This is a genomic window from Corynebacterium sp. (genome assembly GCF_030532715.1).
Taxonomy (GTDB): domain Bacteria; phylum Actinomycetota; class Actinomycetes; order Mycobacteriales; family Mycobacteriaceae; genus Corynebacterium.
The window spans coordinates 192,998-215,811 of record NZ_JAUNKO010000003.1; the positions used below are offsets into that span (position 1 = coordinate 192,998).

The following is a 22,814-nucleotide window of genomic DNA, read 5'->3' on the forward strand; positions in this document are numbered from 1 at the left end:
CACCATGCAGAAAGTCTTTGTCGTTGGTTGTGGTGGTTCCGGTGCGCAAACGCTGGCGTACATGATGGACCAACTGAAAACCATGCTTGCGGAACGCCTGCCTCACCGCTACCCCACACCGAAAGATGTGGTGCTCCCGGCAGCCTGGCAATTTGTCAGCGTGGACGTGCCTGTTGTGCCCGAATCCGCCGGCACAAACCTGCCCAACGTATCCGAGGCGGGTGGCCACTACATTTCCTGCGGCAGCAGCGACCGCTACGCCACTGTCGACGCCGCGGTCTCCCAACGCCTCGCTACCACCGGTTCGCTGGGCACCATCGCCAGTTGGGCGCACCCCAATCCCACGTCGGAAACCACGGTGGTGGGCGCGGGTGCCGGCCAATACCGCGCCATCGGACGCATGCTGATCTTGAGCAAACTTAAGGAGGTGCATTCCGAGCTTGCCAAAGCCTGGGATGTGCTCTTCCAAGCGGAAACTAACCGTGAACTCAACGACTTACGCGCCGAGCTGTACGGCAGTGCGCAAACATCCGGAACCATTAGCGGGGAAATGCCGGTGGTGTTCGTGGTGTCCTCCATGGCCGGCGGCGCTGGGGCATCCATGGCCATCGACGTGTGCCGCCTGCTCACCGGATTGGATGGCCTCACGCCTTCCTTAACATCCTTGTTCTTGGTCACCCCGGACATTTTCTCCGCGCTATCCGAAGACTCTGTTGCGGGCACCAACCCCAACGCGCTGTCCATGTTTGCGGAATTGGTGGCGGCCCAGTTCGGCACCGCAAACGAAGAGGATGTGCGTACCCTGCGTGCGCTCGGCCTGCCTAGCTACAATGCGGAAGGCTTGCCGATTGGGCGGGTATTCCCCGTGGGTATCCGCTCCGGGGAAGTCGGTGCCCGCTTGGGCGACGGACAACCGAAGACCGTCTACCGTGCCTTGGGCCGTGGTCTTGCCGCGCTCATGATGGACCGGATCTCCATGGACAATTTCCGTTCCTTCACCCTAGGGAACCGCGGCGGATTATCCGCCGACCACAGTAAATTCGGTTGGGGCGTCACTGACACCAAAGACATCCCCTGGGGTTCTTACGGTTACGCGCAGCTTTCCATGGGGCGCGACCGCTACGGCGAATACGCGGCGCAACGCTTGGCCAACTCTGCGGTGGAGAAATTGCTCCGCGGGCACGCGGACCCGATGAGTTTGGCGTCGGGGGATGCCCAAATTGAGGAAAAACTCAACAACAATCTCAACGGTTTGCATGACCGCATCGCCCAAATTTTGCCGCCGCCGAACAATGCCGGCAATTGGATCATGTACACCTTCGAAGACGAGATTAAACAGTGGGCCAATCGGATTGCTAGCCGCATGGAATCCCGCATTCCAAGTTCCGCGGGCCAGCGCGGACGGGACTGGTTGCCCACCGTGGAGCAGGCGCTGCAATCCATCAACCACGACGCCAAAAACGACGTTGATGGGTTGCTTTACGCGGCGGTGTATCACTGGGCCAGCGGCGCCGTGGTTCAAGAAAAACTGCTGGACATCATCCGCACTGAAATAGGTAAATATGGTGTGCCCTACGGCAACACGGTGTTGGCGACGATCCGCCGCTACCTGGAAGACACCATGATCCGCGAAGTGCGCGAGGTGGCTAACACGCAGGTAGATGTGACGCTGTCGCCGGAAATGCGGTCCAGCCTGGCAAACGCTCGCGGAAAAATCACAGACGATAACGCCTACATTCGCAACATTGTGGAATCGTCGGTCCCGCAATTGCGGCGCAGCGCGGTGGTATTCATCGCCCGGCTGCTCACGCCCGTGTTAGAAGACTTCCTGAAAAACTTTATCGGGCCGCTCGACAGCACCATGCGTGCGGAGCACCGCGAGCTGGAAGTTGCAGAACAAGTAAACAACGACCCCAACCTGGGCGTCGCGCAGTTGAAAACCAATGTGCCGAGGTTGTGGCCGGATGAATCGCAGGCGGCGGTACCGGACCGGTTCAGCCAGGCGGCAAACGAGGTGTTCCTCACCGATGTGGAAACCTTCCCACGGCAATTCCAGCACGACATTATCGAATCCGCGAAAGACTCCGGATCCGACAGGATCGACTTCCACCGTGCCCTGCAAATCTCCGCACAGCGCGTGGTCAGCGCCGAATGGGAGTCCACCACCGGTGCTGAACAGGCCCCGCGTGATCTCCTCGTATTGCGGGAAACTTGGATCGCGCGTGACCTCACCACCGTGCCGGGGGAACAATCGAACTTCCGGGATCCCCGGCCCGCTCGCTTTGAATTCCGTATCTCCCCAGCGGTGGTGTTGGAGCGGTCCCGACAGTACATTCGTCGCCCCGGGTTTTCCTTCCAGCACTTCATTTCCACTTCGCTGCGGGAATACGTGACCAGCCCTGGGATCCCGGAACACGAGCGGCAACAGCGGCGCCAGCAGATTGTCAGCCGGTTCACAGAAGCAATGACCAACGCGTTGCCACTCGCCCAGATCAACGCCCAACTGGTGCAAGCAATCTACGGTAAGGCGATCAGCTATCAGTTCGTGTTCTCACGCATCCCGCTGGGCGGCGACGAGGTATCCGGCATGCTCGAAAAGGCACTGGTGGAATACCCGAACGTTTCGTTCAGCGAATTGAAGGACCCGTTCGGCAAAGCGATGCAAAACCAGGGCGAGGAGCGGTCCATTGATATTTTTGGCAGCTACCCGAACTACCTTCCGGTAGTGTTCGAATCTTTGCTGCCGCCCATTGCGGAGCAGTGGGACAAAGCCGTGGGCAGCCGGGCGGAGTTTTGGTCGGCGCGGCGTTCTCGGCCGCTTCCCGCGGCGCTCCCCATGTCCACGAAGGAACGCCACGCCATGGTCGCGGGCTGGTATATTGGCCGGCTCACCGGCACGGTGTATTGCCCAGGCACGTTGGATGCGCGCGACGACGAGCCGGTGCAGGTGTATGACCATGCTGCGGGCACGTGGGTGAACTTTGCCACGCCGATGCTTACGCCGGTGTCGCGTTTCCGCTCCACCCTGGATTGGTTGCCGAACCTCTTAGAGTCCGTCTCGTTGGCGTGGGCGCGCGTGGGCGATTACCCGCTGTTTGAATCCGTGCGCCCGTACATGTTGTTGCGCCAACTCTACGATTCGGAACCCACACCGTCGAACGAAAACCGCACGTTGCGGGCACAGCGCCTGTTGCAGGAATGGTTGTTTAGCGGCGAGCGGAAGTCTGGAGACATTCACGTGGTGGCGGGTACTGAAGCCGACCGCACGCCCGAGGAGCGCCTCGCGGCAGCCAAGCAATGGTTGCAGCAACAGGGCAACAACGCGCAGGCGTTCGTCCCCACCAGCACCTTGGGGGCGGGGCAATTGCACGTCAATATGGACCGCAAGTTCGGCGACATCAAGGACCGCCAGCTCGCTTCCCGAGTGCCGGTGTATCACGATATCGCCCCCGACGTGGTGAAGGTGACGGCCGAACTGGCGGGACTCTTGGATAAGGCGTACGCCGCAGGGCCGCCACGCACCGCGCAATCCGCGGACTTTTTCGCACCATCACGGCATGTGGGTGAGGATTTGGACATGCCGGGTCAAGGAGAATTTTGATGGGAAATCGGCTAACGGTGTTTGTGGGCCGCGGCCCACTGTCGGTGGCAATTCAGCAAGCCCTCGAAGATTTGGCTGCGTTAAAGCTCGTGGTGGGTTACCTGTGGGTGGATGCAGACACCTTTGAATCCTCAACGTCGGTGACTAGTTGTGTGTCGCCGGTGGCGGACGGCAGCACCAAGGTGGAGTTTTTGCCCTTCAACCAAGCTTTGACTCGCACTCGCGCTGCCAGCATCAATATCGGTGTGATCAACGACCTCACTAACCCGGCAGGAGCGATGACCAGCCAGCAGCTTGGCCCCCTCATCGACGCTATCGACGCCGTGGGAATCGGCCACGGTGCGCGGCGCACGAATCTGCTCCTCGCGGCCGTCGGCACGCGGACTGCTGCTCCGTTGCCGCTCCTCAGCGGGTACAACAACGTCATGCTTGCTCCCGAAGACAGTATCGGCCCAGAAGTCACGCCGGTCTCGTATGTGGACGGCAATGTTGGCGGGCGGTACGTACTGCACTGCGCCGCTGGAATAGCTAGTCTGTTCGGTCTCTGGGAGGGGCACGAAAACGCGCCCGTGCTGCAAATGGAACCCGCTCACGGCAATACCTTTCGCCTTGTACGCACGTTCTATCGGCGCATCGATGGCCAGGAGGTGCAACAAAAGCTCAGAGAGCGGATCTTTCACACCGAAACCAACCCGCTGCCACTACTGGTAGGCCGCGGTGACAAAACCACCGCACACTATGCGACCGAATACCGCCAATTCAATGAACAATGCGCCGAACAGTTGATCCAGGATTACCTTCCGCTGCTGAAAGGGGAGCGTAGCCGGAGTGTCGCCGAAGGTACCCGGCATCAGAGCAATACCGGCGCGGCGGGGGAATACCTGCGCACCTTTGCCAAAAACTTTGTCACCGCGCCCGTGCGCTGGTTTCGTAACAGCAGTGACGAGCTCAGCGGGCTTACCAGCCAAGCGCTGCAAAGCTCGCTGTACGGTACGGACTCCCGGGTCCAAGTCGGCGCTGTGCCCCATGTCGGGTACGAAAACCCGAAACACATCGTGGCAGAACGCACCAATCGTGAGCAGGTGGCACGGGAGTACGCCCCGCTGTGGGAAAGCTACGAAAATTTAGTCCTGACCATGGTGGACGCGCAACCACGTCCCTTCGGCAGCAGCAACGTGCCGAGGTTCCCCACCGCAGTAGCAGCTCACGAAACCGCGCCGGTGTACGTGGCGCCATCCAGCAGGGTGGTTATCCCCGGCCCCAGCGTGCGCTTTGGCAACGAGCTGCCGCCACAGCTGAAAAGCATGCTCGGCATGGATTCCATCGCGTCCTACGACCTCATCGAGGCGGAACGTTACGAAAGGACCTTGTCGCAACAGGCGGAACGCCAACATCGAGACGTCGGGCGCATTATCGGCGAGTTCGGACGCTGGCGCGATGAACATTCGGGTAGCTTCGCTGCGATCATCGGCCAGCGGCTCAACACGATCGCGCGGGAATTGGAGCAGGAGGCAGCTAAGTGGCAGGCGCGTTCCATGAAACTGCGTAACCAGAAAGAAGCTGCCCCGAGCACTGCGGCGCGGTTGATCCTGGCGTTACGGTGGTTGGGCTACGTCACTTTCTGGTCGTGGGCGCTGTTTTTGGGATTGTGGACGGTTTACCGCACCGACCTTAACCCCCAAGGGCTGCCCGTCTACCAGTGGGTGCGGGCGTTCGAAATGTCCGCAACGTCCACCAAGGCAACATTCCTCGGGGTGTGGTTCGTGTTGTGGCTGCTGTGCTTCATAGTTCAAGTCGCCTTGGAAACCAGGGACGAAATCAGAGTGCTGAACCGTCGCCGAACCCTGATCGACGATATCGAGGCTGCCGATCGAAATTACATCGCCTGCTTGGAGGCGCGGGAGAAACTCGACATTGGCTACCAGCAGTTCGTGGCGCTGAATCACCAACTCGGTGCCGTCCTCGAGCGGCCGTTCGGTAAGGTGCAGCAGTACCGAGTGGATAACATTACCCCTGCCAACGATATGCCCGATTCCGTATTGCTTGCGGAGGCAGCGCCCGACGAAGCTGTGATCGAGAACTTGGCGCGGCAGTTCCGCTCCCGGCTATACCACCAAGGTTGGATGGACAATCACGTCGTCGAAGCGCGCGCAGTGGCCACCGCGCAGTTGGAAAAACAGGCTGGGATCCCCGTGCGCACCGACAACATGCACGCGTTGACTGGGCGCGGCACCGGTACCGCGTTGGACCGGATGGGGCAGCTCATGGCAAGTGCGGAGTACAACGCTGAAGATCGTAGCCTTGACGAGTGGAGCGACATTACCACCGCGCTCAATGATGCGGTGCGCCGCGAGCGGACCACCATTTTGCAGCCCATGCGGATTACCCGCGGTGGGCAGAAAATGAACGCGCCGAGTTTGCAGCCGCTGCAAAGTATTCAGAAAGCGGGTTCGTTTAACGCCGAGTTTATTACCGACGCCGGCCGTGTGAACTCCGTGAACTTAGTCAACCACGCCTATTTTCACCAGGCGGATTCCGAGCTCGATGCCATCGGCGTGAGTGAGGTACTTGTGCAGGTAAGCTACCCCGCCCGCGCTGAGGACATTCGCGTTAGCGAACCGGAAACCTCGACGCAGGCTCCGCCCGCGCCGCCGAGCGGGGAACAAGATTGGGGTATGCCACCGTTGGGCCAAGCGCCTACGGTGTGGCCTCAGGGTATGCCCGGGGAAGGAGAGTTCTAATGGCAACACGAGCCGAAGTTGCATATGAACTGTACGAGAAGTGGCGGGAGCAGGCCGCCCGGCGGTTCCCCGCCGAACAACTTCCCACCCTGGATCAGCTTGTTGAGATTGCGCTAGACACCACACTGTTGCGTAAGGAAAACGCCGCGCCAATCATCAATGTGTGGAGTAAACCGCTGACGTTGATCCGCGCGCTCGTCGATACCGACAACACGCACGGGCTTGAAAATCTTCCCGAAACCATCATGTTTACGCCGAGTTTGGAACAGGGCCGCTGGCCCGACAGCAGCGAACCTGCGGCTGTTCAATCTCCGTCAGTTCCGGTACCCGAGCCCGAACCGCAACCCGAGCCTGAGCCGCAGAGCGAGCTTCGCGGCTATGTGAGTACTGATTTCCGCAGGCTGGACGGATTTGCAGAACCGAAGGCACTGGGCACGGTGAAGGCATTTCGCTCCAATAGTGAGATTGTGCTGGAGTGGTCGGCGCCGGATTTGCCGTCTGACCAGGTTCGATTGTTCCGCGTGGTTAGTGACGAAGAAGAGTTCGAACTCGACCCCGAGCTTGGCGAGCAGCGCTGCGTGACGGTGGCGTCTCGGTGGTGTGACGTTGATCCCATGACGTCTGCGATGCGGTTGTACCAGGTGTGGATGCACACTGGCCCCACCGAGTTGTTGGCGTTGCAGTCCGAACCGGAATTTGTGGGGGAGGATCATGTTATCGCCCCGGTCGATGATGTGGAGCTTTCGGTGTCCGGCGGCGAGATTTACGGCCAGTGGGACCGGAAAGAGGGAACGTACCGCGTGGCCGTGTATTGCGCTACTGAGCGGGATCGGGTGACAGTGAAGCCTAAGAACGAGATTGAGCGTTCGAAGGCGAATTTGCAGGGTTTCCGAGTTTCCCCGGAGCAGCGCGGATGGAAGTATAAGTTTGTGGTGCTGCGGCAGGTGAAGTTGCGCGGCATGGTGCATTCTTCGAGCCCGTCGCCGGAGCGCATTGTTGACGTTCCTGCTGAGGTGTCGCAGGTGGCTATCGCCGTGGAGCGCCGGGATCACGGGCGGGACGTGTACTTTGACGTGTCGTGGGATAACCCGAATGCTGGCGAGGTTCGGCTGTACCGCACGCAGGAAGCACCTGAGGATGGGTTGACCGGCAAGATTATCGACGTCGCGGACCTCGAGGACTTCGGGCTCGCTCAACGCGACTGGGCGAACGACCTCGAGCGCGGCGAATCGCACTGTAATGTGGCGTGGCCGTCCGATTGGTTCACCATTTATCTCACCCCGGTATCGGTGGTGGGGGAGAAGTGTATGGTGGGCAGTTCCTATTCGCAGGCGCGCGTTGGGAGGGTGACCAATGAGTTCATCCGCGAACGTGTCGTCGACCAGTTGGTGACCTTCGGTTGGCCCCGCAATGCGCACGAGGTAACGGCGTACCTGGGGGAAGGGCAGGACCGCGTATTGCTGGCCGCGATTGATAAACAAACGTACGAGGATCAGGGGGGTATGCGCCTGCAATTGCCGTCACCCGGCGATATCTTCCTTGTGCCTTCCGTGCATCATTGCGGCGAGCTTGCCCTCGGGGAGGAAACGAAGTTGCAGTATGTCGGTGTGACGAAACTGGCCTACCAGGTTGCCGTGCACCGTGGCCGCGTGCTGCTCGCGTTGTATGCGGAACATGAAGAGGCGGAGCCTCGTTCGTTTACGCTGCGTTGGCAGTGGAATCGCCTGCCGTTGGAGCTCGGGGATGGCGAAGAGGTACGAACCCGCCTCATCAGTGAAGGGAAACCCGTGACAGAGTATCTTCCGGGCGTGAATGTAACCCGGCTGAATAGTGAGAATCCGGTGGATTACTGGGAGATTGATCCGGAGTTTTTCGCCACCCGACACGGAGGCTTTCTTCGCCTGTTTAGTTACGATCAATACGGCCCAGACGGCACGGCGATCAGCCTGCAAGATCCAAACGCGAAGTTGTTGCAGGTGGTCAACCTGCAGAGCGCTTTGCAATCGTCGGCCCCGGAAGGGGGGCATCCGGACAGTGGATAAGCAGGCGCAACGATGGGCGCAAGCGACCTACGCGTCGTTTCGCAGTTCGGGTGGTGGTAGTGGCGGTTGGCGCATCGGCCCCACGGTTGACGCTTCCGCGGCGGAACTTGCGTGGCTGCAAGGGCAGGCACCCACTCGCCTTGAACCGATCGAGGCGGTGGATGATTTCATTGGTCAGGATGCTGTCGACCAACTGCCCCGGCGGTTCGAGTATGCCCCCGCCGCAGTGGCGGGCGCGGATGCGTTTTTGTATTCCGTGCCAGCTGGAAAGGACGCCACCGGCCGCCCCGGAAACGTGTTTAGCCATGCCTTGTTCGATCGCGAACCAAGCGCCCCCCGCGGTTTCGCCTATCCCATCGAATTGTATGAAGCGCAGGAGTGGGCTACCCCGTTTCGCCCGAACGCAGTGAACGCGGTGGTGCTGCCCCAGCACGGCGAGTTTAGCTCCACCCAACTTGATAGCGCGATGGCATGGATGATGGTGGACACGATGCTGGGAAACCGGATCGGCGCGCTGTATGCCCTACAACGCGGCGTCGAAAAGGGGCCGGTGATTCTGCTGACGCAGAATACGAAAGAAGCAGCGATGTGGTTATACGCGCTGTCGTTGACAATGTCACCGACGGAGGCGCGCCGCGTGGCGTTTTCCACATTTGAGCGGGCGGAAACGCTCATGCTGCGGGATCATTGCATTAGCTGCGTGCCGGTGCAGGATCGCGCACGGCTGCGCGCGGCATGCCCGATCGTGGACGTCAACGATTCCGCAACGTTTGTGCCTCCGGAAACTCCGTGGAATCAGTTGACCGAAGCTGTGTTTACTCCCGGTTGCGACGCCGCCGCTATCCGCGCCGCCTTACGCCGCACCGATGCGCACGGCGCGCAACTTGGCGTTGGTCTCGCGGCGCTGGTGTTGGAGTCGCCGGCAGATTACGGGCCCGAGGCGCGACAGCTCGCCGCGTCTATGGGCGGCGTGACCAGCGTCAAGCAGGCCAGCGTGTTTGATAATCCGCTGGGCTTGTTAGGGCAGTTCCCCACCGATATCTCCGTGCAGCCCGGTGATGCGGAGCGCTTCCGTGTGACCCTTGGAACGGTCTTGAATCTGCCGCTGGCTGAGGTGTATCGCGGCGAGTTGTACGCCCGCTGGTTGGAGTACGGGGTCCGCGCCGGGATAGTAAATGCATTTGACGGCTCGGATCCGGTTATTGCTACAGTTGCCGCCGCCGACGCGCTGTTTGGTTGGTTGCGCGGACCTGCAAACCTGCGGAATTTCCGGTGCGCGTCCCTGTTGCGCGCGGCGTGGCAGAGCAGGTTTCACCCGCAGGGCCCGCACGGCAGCGAATGGTTGCGTGCCCCCGGCGGTACGATTCACCCTCAGGTTGCCGCCCAGTTGGGGTTCGCACAGGCGTCCGAGCAGCAGTTGCGGCTCACAGACATTGCGGCGCGCGTGGCCACCAACGGGTTGGGCGCCGCCACGCCCGCCGAGTACGCCACATTGTTCCGGGGGATGATGGCCATGCAGCAGGCTGCGGGGTACCGCATTCCCTGCGGTGGCGACCAACTCTCCGAGCTGTGGGCGAAGGTTGGTGCCGGCTTGCGGGAGACTGGGTATCAGGAGTGGTTGGCTCGCTCCGATTGTGATGAGTTGTTGCGGGTGCTGTCTGGGCCGATGTACGACGTGGTGCCCGCGCTCTTAGACCCTTGGGTGCGCGGCCTGCTGGCGGATTTCCCACCGACGTTGAAGCACAACCCTCAAGCGCGCGAAACGTTGTTGCGTTTGGTTACCGTATTGTTGCCGTTTGCCCAGGTTGCGCCGTTGTTTAGTGCCCATGCTGCGACGGAGGCGGAGACGTGCCGGCTGTTGGTCCACGCCCTGGTGTCCGGCGTGGCCTGGCCTGACGACGCCGCGTCTGACACCGAAGTGCAGCGCGTTGCGCGCGTTGCACGGCAGGATTACGCGCTCGCGTCCGTGGATCCCGCGAGCGCCGACGTGGTGTTATCCAATCTGGCTCAGCTTGCAGACTCCCCGTTGTTCCCGTTATCGCACACGCCGCGGGTGCGTGATGCGGTAGCTTCCGTGGCCACCCGCATTGTTCATACTCAAGGAGACGCACCGTGGTGATGAAAAAACTCTTGCCCGGCCAAAGTTTCACGGTTGCAGGCGTGGCCGAACTCAACGCCAAATTGACGGTGAGCACGAACAACGACGTGGATTTCCATGTGGATATTCCCAACGTTGATTCTCGACGCCTCGGCAACAACATCGCCGTGCGCAATCTCACTGAACGCACGGAAATCATTTTGCGGCCCATGGATCGGGCGTTCCCGTCGCGGACCACCGTGTTTGTTTCGCTCATCCTGTTGGCCGACCGGCGCGAGGACGAAATTGAGATCGACTTCCCGCCCTTTGACGTGGCGAACTTAACGAGCTTCAGTATCGGCGCCCTGAGCATCGGCCCCCGTGGGCTGGTCATCGAGGCGGCCGACCTCGTCGCTGACGACGGCCTCGACGGTACCTCCAGTGAAATTCGTTCCGTGGCCCGTTCCACCGTTGGCGTCGATGCCCTCCCAGAATTGCGCAAGCGCGACGTGGTGGTCATCGTCGATGTCAGCGCATCCATGCAGCGTTCTTTAAGCGCGGAGCAGTTCCACGCCATGTGCCACTTTGCCAGCGGTGTACTTGCGCTGGCCGCCGAGAGGCACACAATCAGGTGGTGTACCAGCAGCGCCGGCAGTAACCCCGTGGTGGTCCCAGGCAGTGAGATTGCCGCCCTGCCGGAGCGCAGCCTGCAATTCCACGAGGCGGGCTGGGGTTTTGATATCAGCCGCATCCCAGAGCATGAGGCGGTGGTGGTCATTTCGGATGGGATCCCCGCCGCGGTAATGAACCGTCGGTATACGCATGTGCTCACCCCGCGGCCCCCGCTGTCTACTGGGGGATGTACGTACACGCTGGTCGACCGGAATTTCGTTGATGCGGTGTGGCAGTCCCGCGCCGACACCATCGCTCAGCACACCGAGATCATGTTGAATACGCTGACTGGAGGCAAATAGATGTCGCCGTATACAGGGAAGATACCAACCAAATGCCCCTACACCTTCCGGGATATGGACCCCGAGGCGACGCATTCCCCGTACGTACCGAACCCTGAGGATTTTCCCCTGCCGGAAGGGTGGCAGGGATCCGGCACGATTACCATTGCCATGGCCGGTGCGCGTGCCTCCGGTAAGAGCTTGTACATCGCCGTGGTGGTGAAATTGCTCCGCCAATTGGCGATCGCCAATGGGGGCACCTTCCGCCCTGCAGATGAGCACACTCGCCAGACGTATACCGAAAAGTACGAACGCCCCTTGTTCGAACAGATGGGTTTGCTGCCGTCGACGCCGTCGGCGCAGTCTGCGGACGCGCACCAACGCCGCCCACTCATTTTCGACGTTGGTACCCACCCGCGCGCCGATGGTGCGCAGAAAATCTTTATTGTCTTCCGCGACGTCGCGGGTGAAGATCTCAGGGAAGAAAACTTCGTGGAGCGTGAACAACAACTCGAGTTCTTCCGCTACGCAGATCGCATTATCTTTCTGTTTGACCCCATGGCGGTACCGCGCATCCAGCACCTGCTTTCCGGCGCGGTGCCCCGCCACGAGGTTGGCGACGACCGCCCAATCGCGGTCCTGCAAAATGTGCTGCGTGTCCTCGGAGCTGATTATCGTCCGGGCATTGCGTTGGTGCTTTCCAAGTTTGACACCATGCAATGCCTTGCCAACGTCAATGAAAGCAACAGTTACTACACGGGTAGCGTGAATTGGCAGCGGGTGATGAACAACTTCGGTGCGGGTTTCCGGCGCGAAAACTCGCGCATGGAAGACCCCTTTGACATGGAGAACAGCCAGCTGTTGCACTTCGAAGTGCTGAGTTTGCTGGATTGCCTGGGAGCCACCGAATTGATGAACCAATTGCGCCAGCCTCTCTTTGGTACGGACACATACCGTTTCCAGTGCTTCGCGGTGTCCGCGCTCGGGGCGCCACCGGATGGCGGGCAGGTCAACCGCAGCGGCATCGCCCCCTTTAGGTGCCTCGACCCCCTACGGGAACTCTTTGCCAGATTTTCCCTGATGAACGGGGCTCAGCGATGAAGTTTGCGTGCGAGTGTGGGCGGGCGGGGCGTCGAGAAGCGGGTATAGATACAGACGGCAGGAGCGAACAATGAGCGAACATCCTTTCGGGGCGCAAGGTCCCTTCCGGCAGCCCCAGCAGGCCTGGCAGCAGCCGGAGCCGACGGCGCCGAAAACGGACATCAGGCGGCTCGAGGACGCGCGCGCCGAGCAGCAGCGCAGCGGCCTTCAGCGCGTGGGTGGAGTGGTGCTCGGTGGGGCGACGGCGATCATGGTGATTGTCGTGATTCTCGTGCTGATGATCTACGCGTGGTCGAGCGGCTTCTTCCTGTCGTTGTTCGAGGATCCGGCGCTACAGCAATACTTGAAGTCCGCGATGTAGCTTGCACTCGGGCACGGTGACTGCTAGAACGGATTTAGCACTCGCTAGATCTGAGTGCCAATCAAACGTTGAAGCGGGTGAGGGTGGTACTTCACTCACACGCCACCTCTGCCGTCGCGGGCGCCCGCCTCAGAAGACGTGAGTGTCGTCCTAATATAACAAGGAGCACAAACAGATATGGCAAAGATCATCGCATTCGATGAGGAAGCACGCCGGGGCCTTGAAAAAGGCCTGAACACCTTGGCCGACGCCGTCAAGGTCACGCTTGGTCCGAAGGGCCGCAACGTTGTCCTGGAAAAGTCCTGGGGCGCCCCAACCATCACCAACGACGGCGTCTCTATCGCTCGCGAGATCGAGCTCGAGGATCCGTACGAGAAGATCGGCGCTGAGCTGGTCAAAGAAGTAGCGAAGAAAACAGACGATGTTGCAGGCGACGGCACCACCACCGCCACCGTCCTGGCGCAGGCGCTCGTCCGGGAAGGGCTGCGCAACGTTGCCGCTGGCTCCAACCCCATGGGCATCAAACGCGGTATTGAAAAGGCCGTGGCGAAGGTGACCGACCAGCTGCTGAACTCCGCAAAGGAGATTGAAACCGAAGAGGAAATCGCCGCTACCGCAGGCATTTCCGCGGGTGACCCCGCCATCGGCGCGAAGATCGCCGAGGCGATGTACGCCGTGGGCGGCGGCAAGCTGAACAAAGAATCAGTAATTACCGTCGAGGAATCCAACACCTTTGGTGTGGAGCTGGAAGTCACCGAGGGTATGCGCTTTGATAAGGGCTACATCTCCGGCTACTTCGCCACCGATATGGAGCGCCAGGAAGCAGTGCTGGAAGATCCGTACGTGCTGCTGGTCTCCTCCAAGATTTCCAACATTAAAGAGCTGCTGCCGCTGTTGGAAAAGGTCATGCAGACCGGTAAGCCGCTGCTGATTATCGCCGAGGATGTGGAGGGTGAGGCCCTGTCCACCCTCGTGGTGAACAAGATCCGCGGTACGTTCAAGTCCGTGGCTGTGAAGGCGCCCGGCTTTGGCGACCGCCGCAAGGCACAGCTGCAGGACATGGCGATCCTCACCGGTGGACAGGTGATTTCCGAGGAGGTTGGTCTGTCGCTGGAGACAGCTGACCTGCCATTGCTGGGTCGCGCCCGCAAGGTTGTGATCACCAAGGATGAAACCACCATCGTTGAAGGCGCTGGCGACACCAAGCAGATCGAAGGCCGCGTGAACCAGATCCGCGCCGAGATTGAAAACTCGGACTCCGAGTACGACCGCGAGAAGCTGCAAGAGCGCTTGGCCAAGCTGGCCGGTGGCGTGGCAGTGATCAAGGTTGGTGCCGCCACTGAGGTTGAGCTTAAGGAGCGTAAGCACCGCATTGAAGATGCCGTGCGCAACGCCAAGGCCGCGGTGGAGGAAGGCATCGTTGCCGGTGGCGGCGTCGCCCTGCTGCAGGCTGCACACGTCCTTGATGATGACCTTGGGTTCCACGGTGACGAAGCAACCGGTGTGAAGATCGTACGCACCGCGTTGTCCGCTCCGCTGAAGCAGATTGCCGTGAACGCCGGCTACGAGGCTGGCGTGGTTGCCGATAAGGTTGCTTCCTTGCCCGCGGGCGAGGGCCTGAACGCCGCAACTGGCGAGTACGTGGACCTGATGGCTGCCGGTATTAACGACCCCGTGAAGGTTACCCGTTCCGCGCTTCAAAACGCCGCGTCCATTGCAGCGTTGTTCCTCACCACCGAGGTTGTCGTTGCTGACAAGCCGCAGCCCGCTGGTGCCGCGCCGGGCGCCGACGAAATGGCCGGTATGGGCGGATTCTAGGCCCGATAACGCCGTACCCAGACAGAGACCCCTCGGGTCGCTTTACATGCCCTGTAAGGCGACCCTAAGGGGTTTTCTTTGCGTTTATATCTTGAACAGATGCATTGTTTGCAGCAATATAGAAGACAGACCCCATACAGGATTTGAGCTGTGTGGTGTTATTAGGTGGCTTCCAGGGCTCGCGTGGAGGGTGATGTACTACGGAGAAGGCGCGTGATTTGGATTGTGGTGGGCCGCGCCCGGTAAGGCAGCATGCCCTATTTCGGGGGTGATTTGGCTTGAATTTTATGGCTGATCTCAGGAAATCGGGTTGAAGTTTTGCTCGCCGGGCCGATATCGGATCTGTTTCCGGATGCGTTACTGGGGCGTGATGAAAATCTTGTCAAGTTTGGCGTTAAGGGCTACTAGCGGCGAAAACGCGCAGGTCAAGAAATTTGATCTCGGCGTGAGTTTTGTGCACAAAGTGATTCGAGTTACATTTTTGCAGTCGCCGAATTGTCTCCGTGGAGGTTGACGTTGACGCTGAGAGCCGCTTAGATTATTGGCAGACGTCCTGAGGGCGTCAGCAACTGGAAACTCACCAGCATCCACATTGCTGGTCCCTCTCTAGGAGATATGAACATGGATCTTAAAGGTATTGGCGACGCTCTCGGCGATTTCTCCACCCTGGTCGAAAACGTCAACGGCTTTTTCAAGAACCTCATCCCGGCGTACGTTGAGGCCGTTGACCTTTCCTTCGTGCTGTCCTACGGCTCCCTCTAAGCCGCTACGCTGAACGAACGATCACCAGAATTTAAACAAGGAGCAAAATATGTTTTCTGATTACGTAGTGCTGTCTCTTGACAACTCTTTCATCAACTACTTCTTCCAGTCCATCGAGCACATTGGCAAGCTGGCTGGCCACGTTTCCAAGCTCATCGGCCTGGTAAAGTAATAACGCCGTTCGTCTGAGCGTTTGTAACCCCGCAGGGTGAAATCCCTGCGGGGTTACTTGTGCGTGAGTAAGCATTGGTTCGGTGTGGGGTTTGGCATTGGAAAGCAGCCCGATGAAAGTTCCCACAGAGTAGAATCACAAATATGGCCGACAATACCGAGACTGAGCTTCCTGTCGTTGACTTGGCTGCAACCCAGGGATACATCGTCGATGACTCTGATGAAGACGATCCTGTACTGATTCAACCCGATGGTACGCCGGTAGAAACATGGCGTGAGAACTATCCGTATCAGGCCCGGATGTCGCGTTCCGAGTACGAACGCACCAAGCGTGCCCTTCAGATTGAGCTGCTGAAATGGCAAAACTGGACCAAAGATACTGGTCAGCGCCACATAATCTTGTTTGAAGGGCGGGACGCCGCCGGGAAGGGCGGCACGATCAAGCGGTTCAATGAGCACCTGAATCCACGTGGTGCGCGAACTGTCGCCTTGGAGAAGCCATCACCACGCGAATCCACGTCTTGGTATTTCCAGCGTTACATTGAGCACTTCCCGTGTGCCGGTGAGATCGTGTTCTTTGACAGATCTTGGTACAACCGTTCGGGAGTGGAGCGCGTCATGGGCTTCTGTACGGAATCGCAACATGCGGAGTTTTTGCGCGAAGTGCCCATGCTGGAAAACATGATTATGGGATCGAATATCTCCCTGACAAAGTTCTGGTTTTCGGTAACTCAGAAAGAACAGCGCACCCGATTTGCTATTCGCCAAGTGGATCCGGTTCGTCAATGGAAGCTTTCTCCGATGGATTTGGCGTCACTGGATAAATGGGACGATTACACCCGGGCCAAAGAAGAACAATTCCGCTACACGGATACTGATGAATCCCCGTGGATTACCATCAAATCCAACGACAAAAAGCGCGCGCGCATTAATGCTATGCGGTTCGTGCTGAGCAAGTTCGAGTACACCGGTAAGGATCACGAGCTGGTGGGTGAGCCGGATCCTAAGATCGTACTTCGCGGCCGCGATCAAATCGGCGACTAAAAAGCGCGCCATTTTCTAGCGTCCTCCCCGAAATATTACGGGGAGGACGTTGTCGCATGTAAGCCCCTATATACCGCCGCTGCGCTCACGCCGCCACGACACACCGTCCGCATCTTGTGTGCTACGTAATCGTGATTTTTCGGAAAACTAGAACATCCGATGACCCTAAAACCGGGGGCGGGAAAACCTGGACATACCCCCAGAAGGTGGCAAATGTGATAACAGATAGGTAAATACGATTCTGGGGCCTTGCACAGATCTGAAAAACGCGTGAATATGGAATTAAGCGCCTTGTCGAAGGCGAGAGTCAGTAACTAGAAAGGAACATGTCATGTGGTATGACTGCTTCTATTACCCCTTCTCCTGGGTCTTTGGCTCCTGGGGCCTGAGCGACAGCTACTGGTGGGGTGACTGGTGGTGCTGGTGGTGATATAAACCACCGATCCTCGGTTATATAACGGGCCTCGTTCAAGCTAACTGAACGGGGCTTTTCTTATTGCTGAAGGTTCTTACCTTATAACGGGGGTATGTATTGTTGCAGAGTTTCCTGAATTCTGTGAATATAAACGTTACCCGCAGCACGAGGCGCGGGACTAACGAAAGGCACGATTATTATGTCGCTGTGGCTTGACTGGGCAGCTTTTGCAATCGCTTGGGATCTCGGTTCCTTCGGCTGGGGCTGGCTCCCCTGGTGGTTCTTTGCTATCTAAAGCACATTTCCTCGTATGAGGAATGCCTTCACCCTCGGGTGATAACCGCGGTATAGATCTATACAAGAAGAGCGCGTGTTGGGTGACGATCCAACGGGCGCTTTTCGCTGTTTCTTGCCCTTGTGTGCCACCGGCAAACGCCGCCGCTAGCGTTTAAAGCTTTTTCTCAGCTTCAGTTGGTGGTCGTCGGACCCAAACATCATGTTGGTTCGATTGGGTTACCCAGCCACGCGGAGTATTGGGGCACTCGGTCGCCCCGCATGACAAGTGACCGCGGGCCAATAGTTGCGGCTTGCCCAATTTCGGAGGCGGGTAGCGCTACCGAGTGCGGCCCGAGTGTTGCCCCCTGGGCGAGGGTGACGGTGTCGAGGCTCATGACGCGATCTTGGAACAGGTGCGTTTGTACCACGCAGCCGGGGCCGACGGTCGCGGCGTCGGCAATGGTGCACAGGTCTGCTTCGGGCAGCCAGTAGCTTTGCACCCAGGCACCAGCCCCGATGCGAGCGCCGAGGCCGCGCAGGAACCAATTGAGTGCGCCGGTGCCTAAGTTGTGGTTGCTGAACCAGGGCGCGGCGAGGCCTTCGACGAAGGAGTCTTGCAGTTCGTTGAGCCATACGAATCTGCTCCACAGGGGGTGCTCGCCCGCCTGAATGCGTCCCACGCAGCACCATTTGACGCAGATGGTGATTCCGGCCGCGAGAGCGCCCGCCGCGATGAGGATAAGACCGCTCGCGAGGTATGCGGCGAGCCAGCCGTAGTGTTGCACCACCCAGTACATTGCCGCCGTGACGCCCACGGCGAGCGTGCCGGACGCCGCCGGAGCTAACAGCCGCAGCGTTTCGACGCTCGCCCGCGCCACCTTTACCCCAAACCCCGGCGCGTAGGTGCGTGCTTCGCCGGGGTCGCACGTTGCCACGCGGCGGAGTCGTTCCGGCGGGCTACCCCACCAGTTGCTGCGCGCTTTGGCGCGTTTTGGCGTGAGCGACAACACGGCGATCAGGGATTCTTTCCCTAGCTTCCGCCCTGGGACGAGGACCCCGGAATTGCCAAGGAAGCTGCGTTTGCCTACCCGTGTTGGCGCGGTAAATAGCCAGCCGTGGCCGAGGGAATAGCCGCCGACGAGGGTGTCGTCGGCGAGGAACGCCCCGTCCCGCACTTCCAACAGCGCGGGGATGGCCAGCGCGGTGGATAGTTCCGCGTCGGCGCCGATGCGCGCCCCCAACAGGCGGAACCACCAGGGGGTGAGCTGCGAGGCATAGAGGGGAAACAGGTGGTGGCGGGCGTCGTCCATGAGTCTGACAATGCTCCACACGCGCCAGCCTTGGAAAGACCGTACGGCTTGCACGCCGGGCGTGAGCCGAATACTGAGCACGCGCACGAGGAGGAGTACCGCCGCCGCGTAGCAGGCGAAGGCGATGAGCGCCCCGAGCGCGCCGGTGGCAAGCAACGATCCGGTGGCCCAATAGGCAGCCCACATTCCGCCCGCCAGCGCGCTGATGGGAAGCAGGCCGATGACCAGCGAGGACACCGTATACCAAGCCGCCCAAATGGGTTTGCGCGGCGGCACGGCGTCTGGGAAACGGGAATTGGTGCGCCCGATTTTTACGGCGGGGCTGCCCGCCCACCGCGTGCCGGCTTTCAACGTGCCTTGGACCGTGGACCCGGGTTCCACTTGGGCGTTGGCGCCCACCACGGTGCCTGGCATGAGTACGGTGCGGGTGCCTACGCGGGCACTGGTACCCACCCGGATGGCGCCCACGTGCACAATGTCGCCGTCGATCCAATACCCGGACAGGTCCACCTCGGGTTCGATGGCGCAATAATTGTCCAGGAAGAGCATGCCGGTCACGGGCGGCGCGCTGTGCAGGTCTACGCCGCGGCCTATATGGCACCCGGTCAGCCGACCGAATAGCGGCATGAGCGTGGACAGTGATGTGGCGCGCACCCCGGAGACGTCGGCTACTCGTTCCGCCGCCCAGATGCGTAGGTGTACGTTGCCGCCACGGGGATAGTCGCCGGGGGTGATGTTGTGCATGAGCGCCCGGATGGCCACGGCTGCGAGCGCCAGCCGCCCGAGTGGCGTGAGGAATACGAGGACGGCGGCGGCAACGACGGTCCACTCGGGCCCGTGCCCGAGAATCGCCGCAGCCAGCATGATCCACGTGACCCATATCGCCCCCGACCAGGTCATGGCCCCGAGCTGTACAAGCCCCTGCACGAGTCGCGCCTGCGCCGGCACTGGCGCCACGGTGCGTTCCGTGACGTGTGCGGTGGTTTCTTGGGAGATGCGTTCCGCCAGGGCTTCCAGCCGCGGGTGGTCGTAGAGGTCGCGCACGGAGATGCTGGGGTAGCGTTGCCGGATGTGCGCCACTGCCGTAGCTGCGGCGAGCGAGGTGCCGCCGAGGGAGAAGAAATCCGCGTTGATATCCGTGACGGCAACTCCGAGCACGGATACCCAAATTTCCGCAAGCCACTGCTGGGTTTCGTTCAAACCCGTGGCGCTGACCTCGGCGCTGGGCAGGGGCCAGGGCAGCGCCCGTTTGTCCACTTTTCCGGCCGTGGTGACGGGGAGTTCGTCCATGACGTGCAGGCGGGGTACGAGCGCGGCGGGCATGGCTGCGGCGAGTTCCGCGTGTGCTTCGTCAGCGTCAAACCCATCCTCGGGGCGTTCCAAAGAGAGGTAGCCGACGAGCATGGTGTTGCCGCCGGCGTTGGATTGCGCAACCACGGAGGCGCTGCGGACGTTGGATAGCGCAGAGACGTGGGTTTCCACTTCGCCGAGTTCGATGCGCCGCCCGCCGATTTTCACCTGATCGTCCACGCGCCCAACAAAGTACAGGCCGTCTTCTTCGAGGCGGACGTGGTCGCCGGAACGGTAGGCGCGCGCCCAGCCCACGGAGCGCAAGGGGGCGAAGCGTTCCTTGTTTTTGGCGTCGTCGAGGTAGCGTGCGAGGCCAACGCCGCCGATGACGAGTTCCCCGGTTTCGCCCACCGCCACCGGTTCCCCCTGCGTATCGACGACCGCGAGATCCCACCCTTGCAGCGGCAGACCAATGGACACCGGTTGCCCGGCGTGGACGCGCGCCGCGCACGCCACTACGGTCGCCTCAGTGGGGCCGTAGGTGTTCCAAACTTCCCGGTCTGGCGTAGCTACCCGATCCACGAGTTCGGCGGGGCAGGCTTCGCCGCCGAAAATCAGCAGCCGGACCGCGTCGAGCGCCTCGGCTGGCCACAGCCCGGCCAGCGTCGGCACGGTGGACACTACGGTGATGTTGCGGCGAATCAGCCACGGGCCGAGGTCCATGCCGGAGCGCACCAACGAACGCGGCGCGGGGACGAGGCAGGCGCCGTTTGCCCACGCCAGCCACATTTCCTCGCAGGAGGCGTCGAAGGCAACTGAAAGGCCAGCCAGCACGCGATCTTCCGTGTTCAGTGGCGCGTGCCGGAGGAACAACCGACGCTCCGCTTCCACGAAGGCGGCGGCGCTGCGGTGGGACACGGCCACCCCCTTCGGGGTGCCAGTGGAACCGGAGGTGAAGATGATCCAGGCGTCGTCGCTGGGGCGCGGGTGCCGAGTGTCGCCTCCGGCGGTGGTGTGTAACACTTCGGTGCCCGCAGCGCCAATTACGGCGTTGACGCGCGCCTCCGAGAACACCAATTCGGCGCGCTCTGCGGGGTCATCCACATCCACCGGCACATAGGCGGCGCCCGCCACCAGCGTGGCCAAGATGGCAACGTAGAGGTCTTTGGAGCCAGACGGCATCCGGATGCCAATGCGGTCACCCCGCCGAATGCCCGCTTCGTGCAGTTGGGAGGCCTGTTCGGTGACCGCGTCCCATAATTCGGCGTAGGTGAGAATGTCGCCATCGTCGATGGCGGGCGCCTGCGGGTGCGTAGTGGCGGTGTGTCGCAGAATATCTACGAGCGTGCTGTTTTCCGCGGCCTCGGCGGAACGCAAAAACTGTGACGGAATCCGCGACAATCCCATGGGGTGCTTAGGCCTCCTCGGCGGCGAAAATGGCCTGGGCGAGCTTACGCAGGTGCTTTAATTGCTTCGGGGTGGATTCCTCCAGTGCCGTATCTTCCGCCTGGCTCACCAACGCAGATAGGCGTTTTTGCGCGTTACGACCCTTTTTGGTGGCCGCCACGATTTGGCGGCGCCGGTCCTTCGGATCGCGGGTGCGTTTCGCCCAACCTTGGTCCTCTAGGGTGTCGAGAAGCCGGACCATATCGGAGGCATCCATGCCGAGGATGCTGCACAACGTGGCCTGACTGGACGCATCATCGGCTGTTAAACATGTAAGCACCCAATAGCTGCGTAGCGTGGTGTTCTCAGCGGCGAGTACGGCCTCCACCCGGTCGCGCGTGCGCCGCCGCAACCGCTCCAGCTGAAAGGAAGGTGAGGCCAGCAAATCTGCGGGAATATCAAGCGCGTGCGAGCTCATGGGATCCATCGTAGCCACGAATAGCGGGGCCGAGGAAATAATGGAGTGTACCCACGAATAATTCAATCACCGCACCATAGGTCCGGTAATCGGGTGAAGCTTCGCCCCGCGGGCGGCTCGCACACGCCGCGCGGCGGGGCAGGGGAGTCGGTCGGGCTGCGGTGATTACTCCGTGGGCAGGCCGGCGTCAATCCAGGCGCCGGTGCCGCCAGTAACGTTGATGGGATCCACCCCGCGAGCAATCAGGTATTCGCAAACCTTGGCGGAGCGGCCTCCGGCCTGGCAGATCACGTAAATGTCCTGCTCAGCGTCAACTTCGGCGACACGGGTGGGAAATTCGGACATAGGAATGTTTTTCGCACCGGCGGCGTGGCCGGAGGCGAATTCGTCGGGTTCGCGGACGTCGATAAGCTGCGCGCCGGTGGGAACCTCAGTGACGGAAACTGAACGCATTGTGCGGTAATCCTTACTTTCCGTAGCGGGTGACGGCCTCGCTGTAAATGCGTTCCGCCTCAGCTTTATCAGACCAGCCGGAGCCGGTGACTTCCTTATTCGGCTCCAAATCCTTGTAGTGGACGAAGAAATGCTCGATCTCGTCGCGGAGGAACTCGGAAACGTCATTGATGTCTTGGAAATGGTCCCAGCGGGGGTCGTCCAGCACGCACAACAGTTTGTCGTCGCCGCCAGCTTCGTCTGTCATCTTGAACACACCCACCGGGCGGGCCTTGACAATCACGCCGGGAAATACCGGTTCTGGGAGGATGACAAGCGCATCCAACGGGTCCCCGTCCTCGCCGAGGGTGTGATCAATGAAACCGTAGTCGAGTGGGTATGCCATAGGGGTAAACAGGTAGCGGTCGAGGTACACTTTCCCGGTTTCGTGGTCTACCTCGTACTTATTGCGAGATCCCTTAGGGATTTCAATGGTGACTTCAATGCTCATATGGCATACGTCCTCACATATATCAGAAAGGTTTTGGTTTCCCGA

At 60.5% G+C, this 22,814-nt stretch carries 15 protein-coding genes; 11 read left to right on the top strand and 4 right to left on the bottom strand.

Annotation, left to right across the window (positions count from 1 at the left end; translation table 11 throughout):
* Positions 1–4 precede the first annotated feature (4 nt).
* From Q4D83_RS06135 to ppk2, 11 genes are all read left to right on the top strand, one after another.
* Entirely contained in the window at positions 5–3,601 is a 3,597-nt protein-coding gene (locus Q4D83_RS06135; protein ID WP_303173899.1) for a tubulin-like doman-containing protein, read from the top strand.
* The gene (locus Q4D83_RS06140) at positions 3,601–6,342 is read left to right on the top strand and encodes a hypothetical protein (RefSeq protein ID WP_303173900.1); all 2,742 of its coding nucleotides are present in this window, start codon (positions 3,601–3,603) and stop codon (positions 6,340–6,342) included. Before Q4D83_RS06135 ends, Q4D83_RS06140 begins: the two co-directional genes overlap by 1 nt.
* Positions 6,342–8,384 carry a hypothetical protein gene (locus Q4D83_RS06145; RefSeq protein WP_303173901.1) on the top strand — a complete coding sequence of 681 codons (2,043 nt, stop codon included), beginning with the start codon at positions 6,342–6,344 and terminating at the stop codon, positions 8,382–8,384. Before Q4D83_RS06140 ends, Q4D83_RS06145 begins: the two co-directional genes overlap by 1 nt.
* A complete protein-coding gene (locus Q4D83_RS06150; protein WP_303173902.1) occupies positions 8,377–10,503 on the top strand; it encodes a hypothetical protein in 2,127 nt (708 codons plus the stop codon). Before Q4D83_RS06145 ends, Q4D83_RS06150 begins: the two co-directional genes overlap by 8 nt.
* Positions 10,503–11,435, top strand: a complete 933-nt coding sequence (locus tag Q4D83_RS06155; protein WP_303173904.1) for a hypothetical protein — start codon at positions 10,503–10,505, stop codon at positions 11,433–11,435. Before Q4D83_RS06150 ends, Q4D83_RS06155 begins: the two co-directional genes overlap by 1 nt.
* On the top strand, positions 11,436–12,515 hold the full coding sequence (locus Q4D83_RS06160; protein WP_303173905.1) for a hypothetical protein: 1,080 nt from the start codon (positions 11,436–11,438) through the stop codon (positions 12,513–12,515).
* Between the two features lie 70 nt (positions 12,516–12,585).
* Positions 12,586–12,876, top strand: a complete 291-nt coding sequence (locus Q4D83_RS06165; protein WP_303173906.1) for a hypothetical protein — start codon at positions 12,586–12,588, stop codon at positions 12,874–12,876.
* A gap of 177 nt (positions 12,877–13,053) precedes the next feature.
* On the top strand, positions 13,054–14,694 hold the full coding sequence (gene groL, locus Q4D83_RS06170) for a chaperonin GroEL (protein WP_303173908.1): 1,641 nt from the start codon (positions 13,054–13,056) through the stop codon (positions 14,692–14,694).
* 621 nt (positions 14,695–15,315) lie between these two features.
* Positions 15,316–15,456 carry a hypothetical protein gene (locus Q4D83_RS06175; protein ID WP_303173909.1) on the top strand — a complete coding sequence of 47 codons (141 nt, stop codon included), beginning with the start codon at positions 15,316–15,318 and terminating at the stop codon, positions 15,454–15,456.
* Positions 15,457–15,505: 49 nt separating this feature from the next.
* A complete protein-coding gene (locus Q4D83_RS06180; protein ID WP_303173910.1) occupies positions 15,506–15,628 on the top strand; it encodes a hypothetical protein in 123 nt (40 codons plus the stop codon).
* Positions 15,629–15,771: 143 nt separating this feature from the next.
* Positions 15,772–16,671, top strand: coding sequence for a polyphosphate kinase 2 (gene ppk2 / locus Q4D83_RS06185; RefSeq protein WP_303173912.1), 900 nt, complete (start codon positions 15,772–15,774; stop codon positions 16,669–16,671).
* A 909-nt stretch (positions 16,672–17,580) separates the two neighbouring features.
* On the opposite strand, the gene Q4D83_RS06190 is transcribed toward ppk2, so the two are convergent.
* The 4 genes from Q4D83_RS06190 to Q4D83_RS06205 form a co-directional block, all read right to left on the bottom strand.
* Entirely contained in the window at positions 17,581–21,369 is a 3,789-nt protein-coding gene (locus Q4D83_RS06190; protein WP_303173913.1) for a Pls/PosA family non-ribosomal peptide synthetase, read from the bottom strand.
* A gap of 7 nt (positions 21,370–21,376) precedes the next feature.
* Positions 21,377–21,826 (bottom strand): MarR family winged helix-turn-helix transcriptional regulator, encoded by a 450-nt coding sequence (locus tag Q4D83_RS06195; RefSeq protein WP_303173915.1) that lies wholly within the window; start codon positions 21,824–21,826, stop codon positions 21,377–21,379.
* Between the two features lie 165 nt (positions 21,827–21,991).
* Positions 21,992–22,279, bottom strand: a complete 288-nt coding sequence (locus tag Q4D83_RS06200; RefSeq protein ID WP_303173917.1) for a rhodanese-like domain-containing protein — start codon at positions 22,277–22,279, stop codon at positions 21,992–21,994.
* A 13-nt stretch (positions 22,280–22,292) separates the two neighbouring features.
* Complete coding sequence (locus Q4D83_RS06205) at positions 22,293–22,769, bottom strand: inorganic diphosphatase (RefSeq protein WP_303173919.1); 477 nt, start codon at positions 22,767–22,769, stop codon at positions 22,293–22,295.
* Positions 22,770–22,814 lie beyond the last annotated feature (45 nt).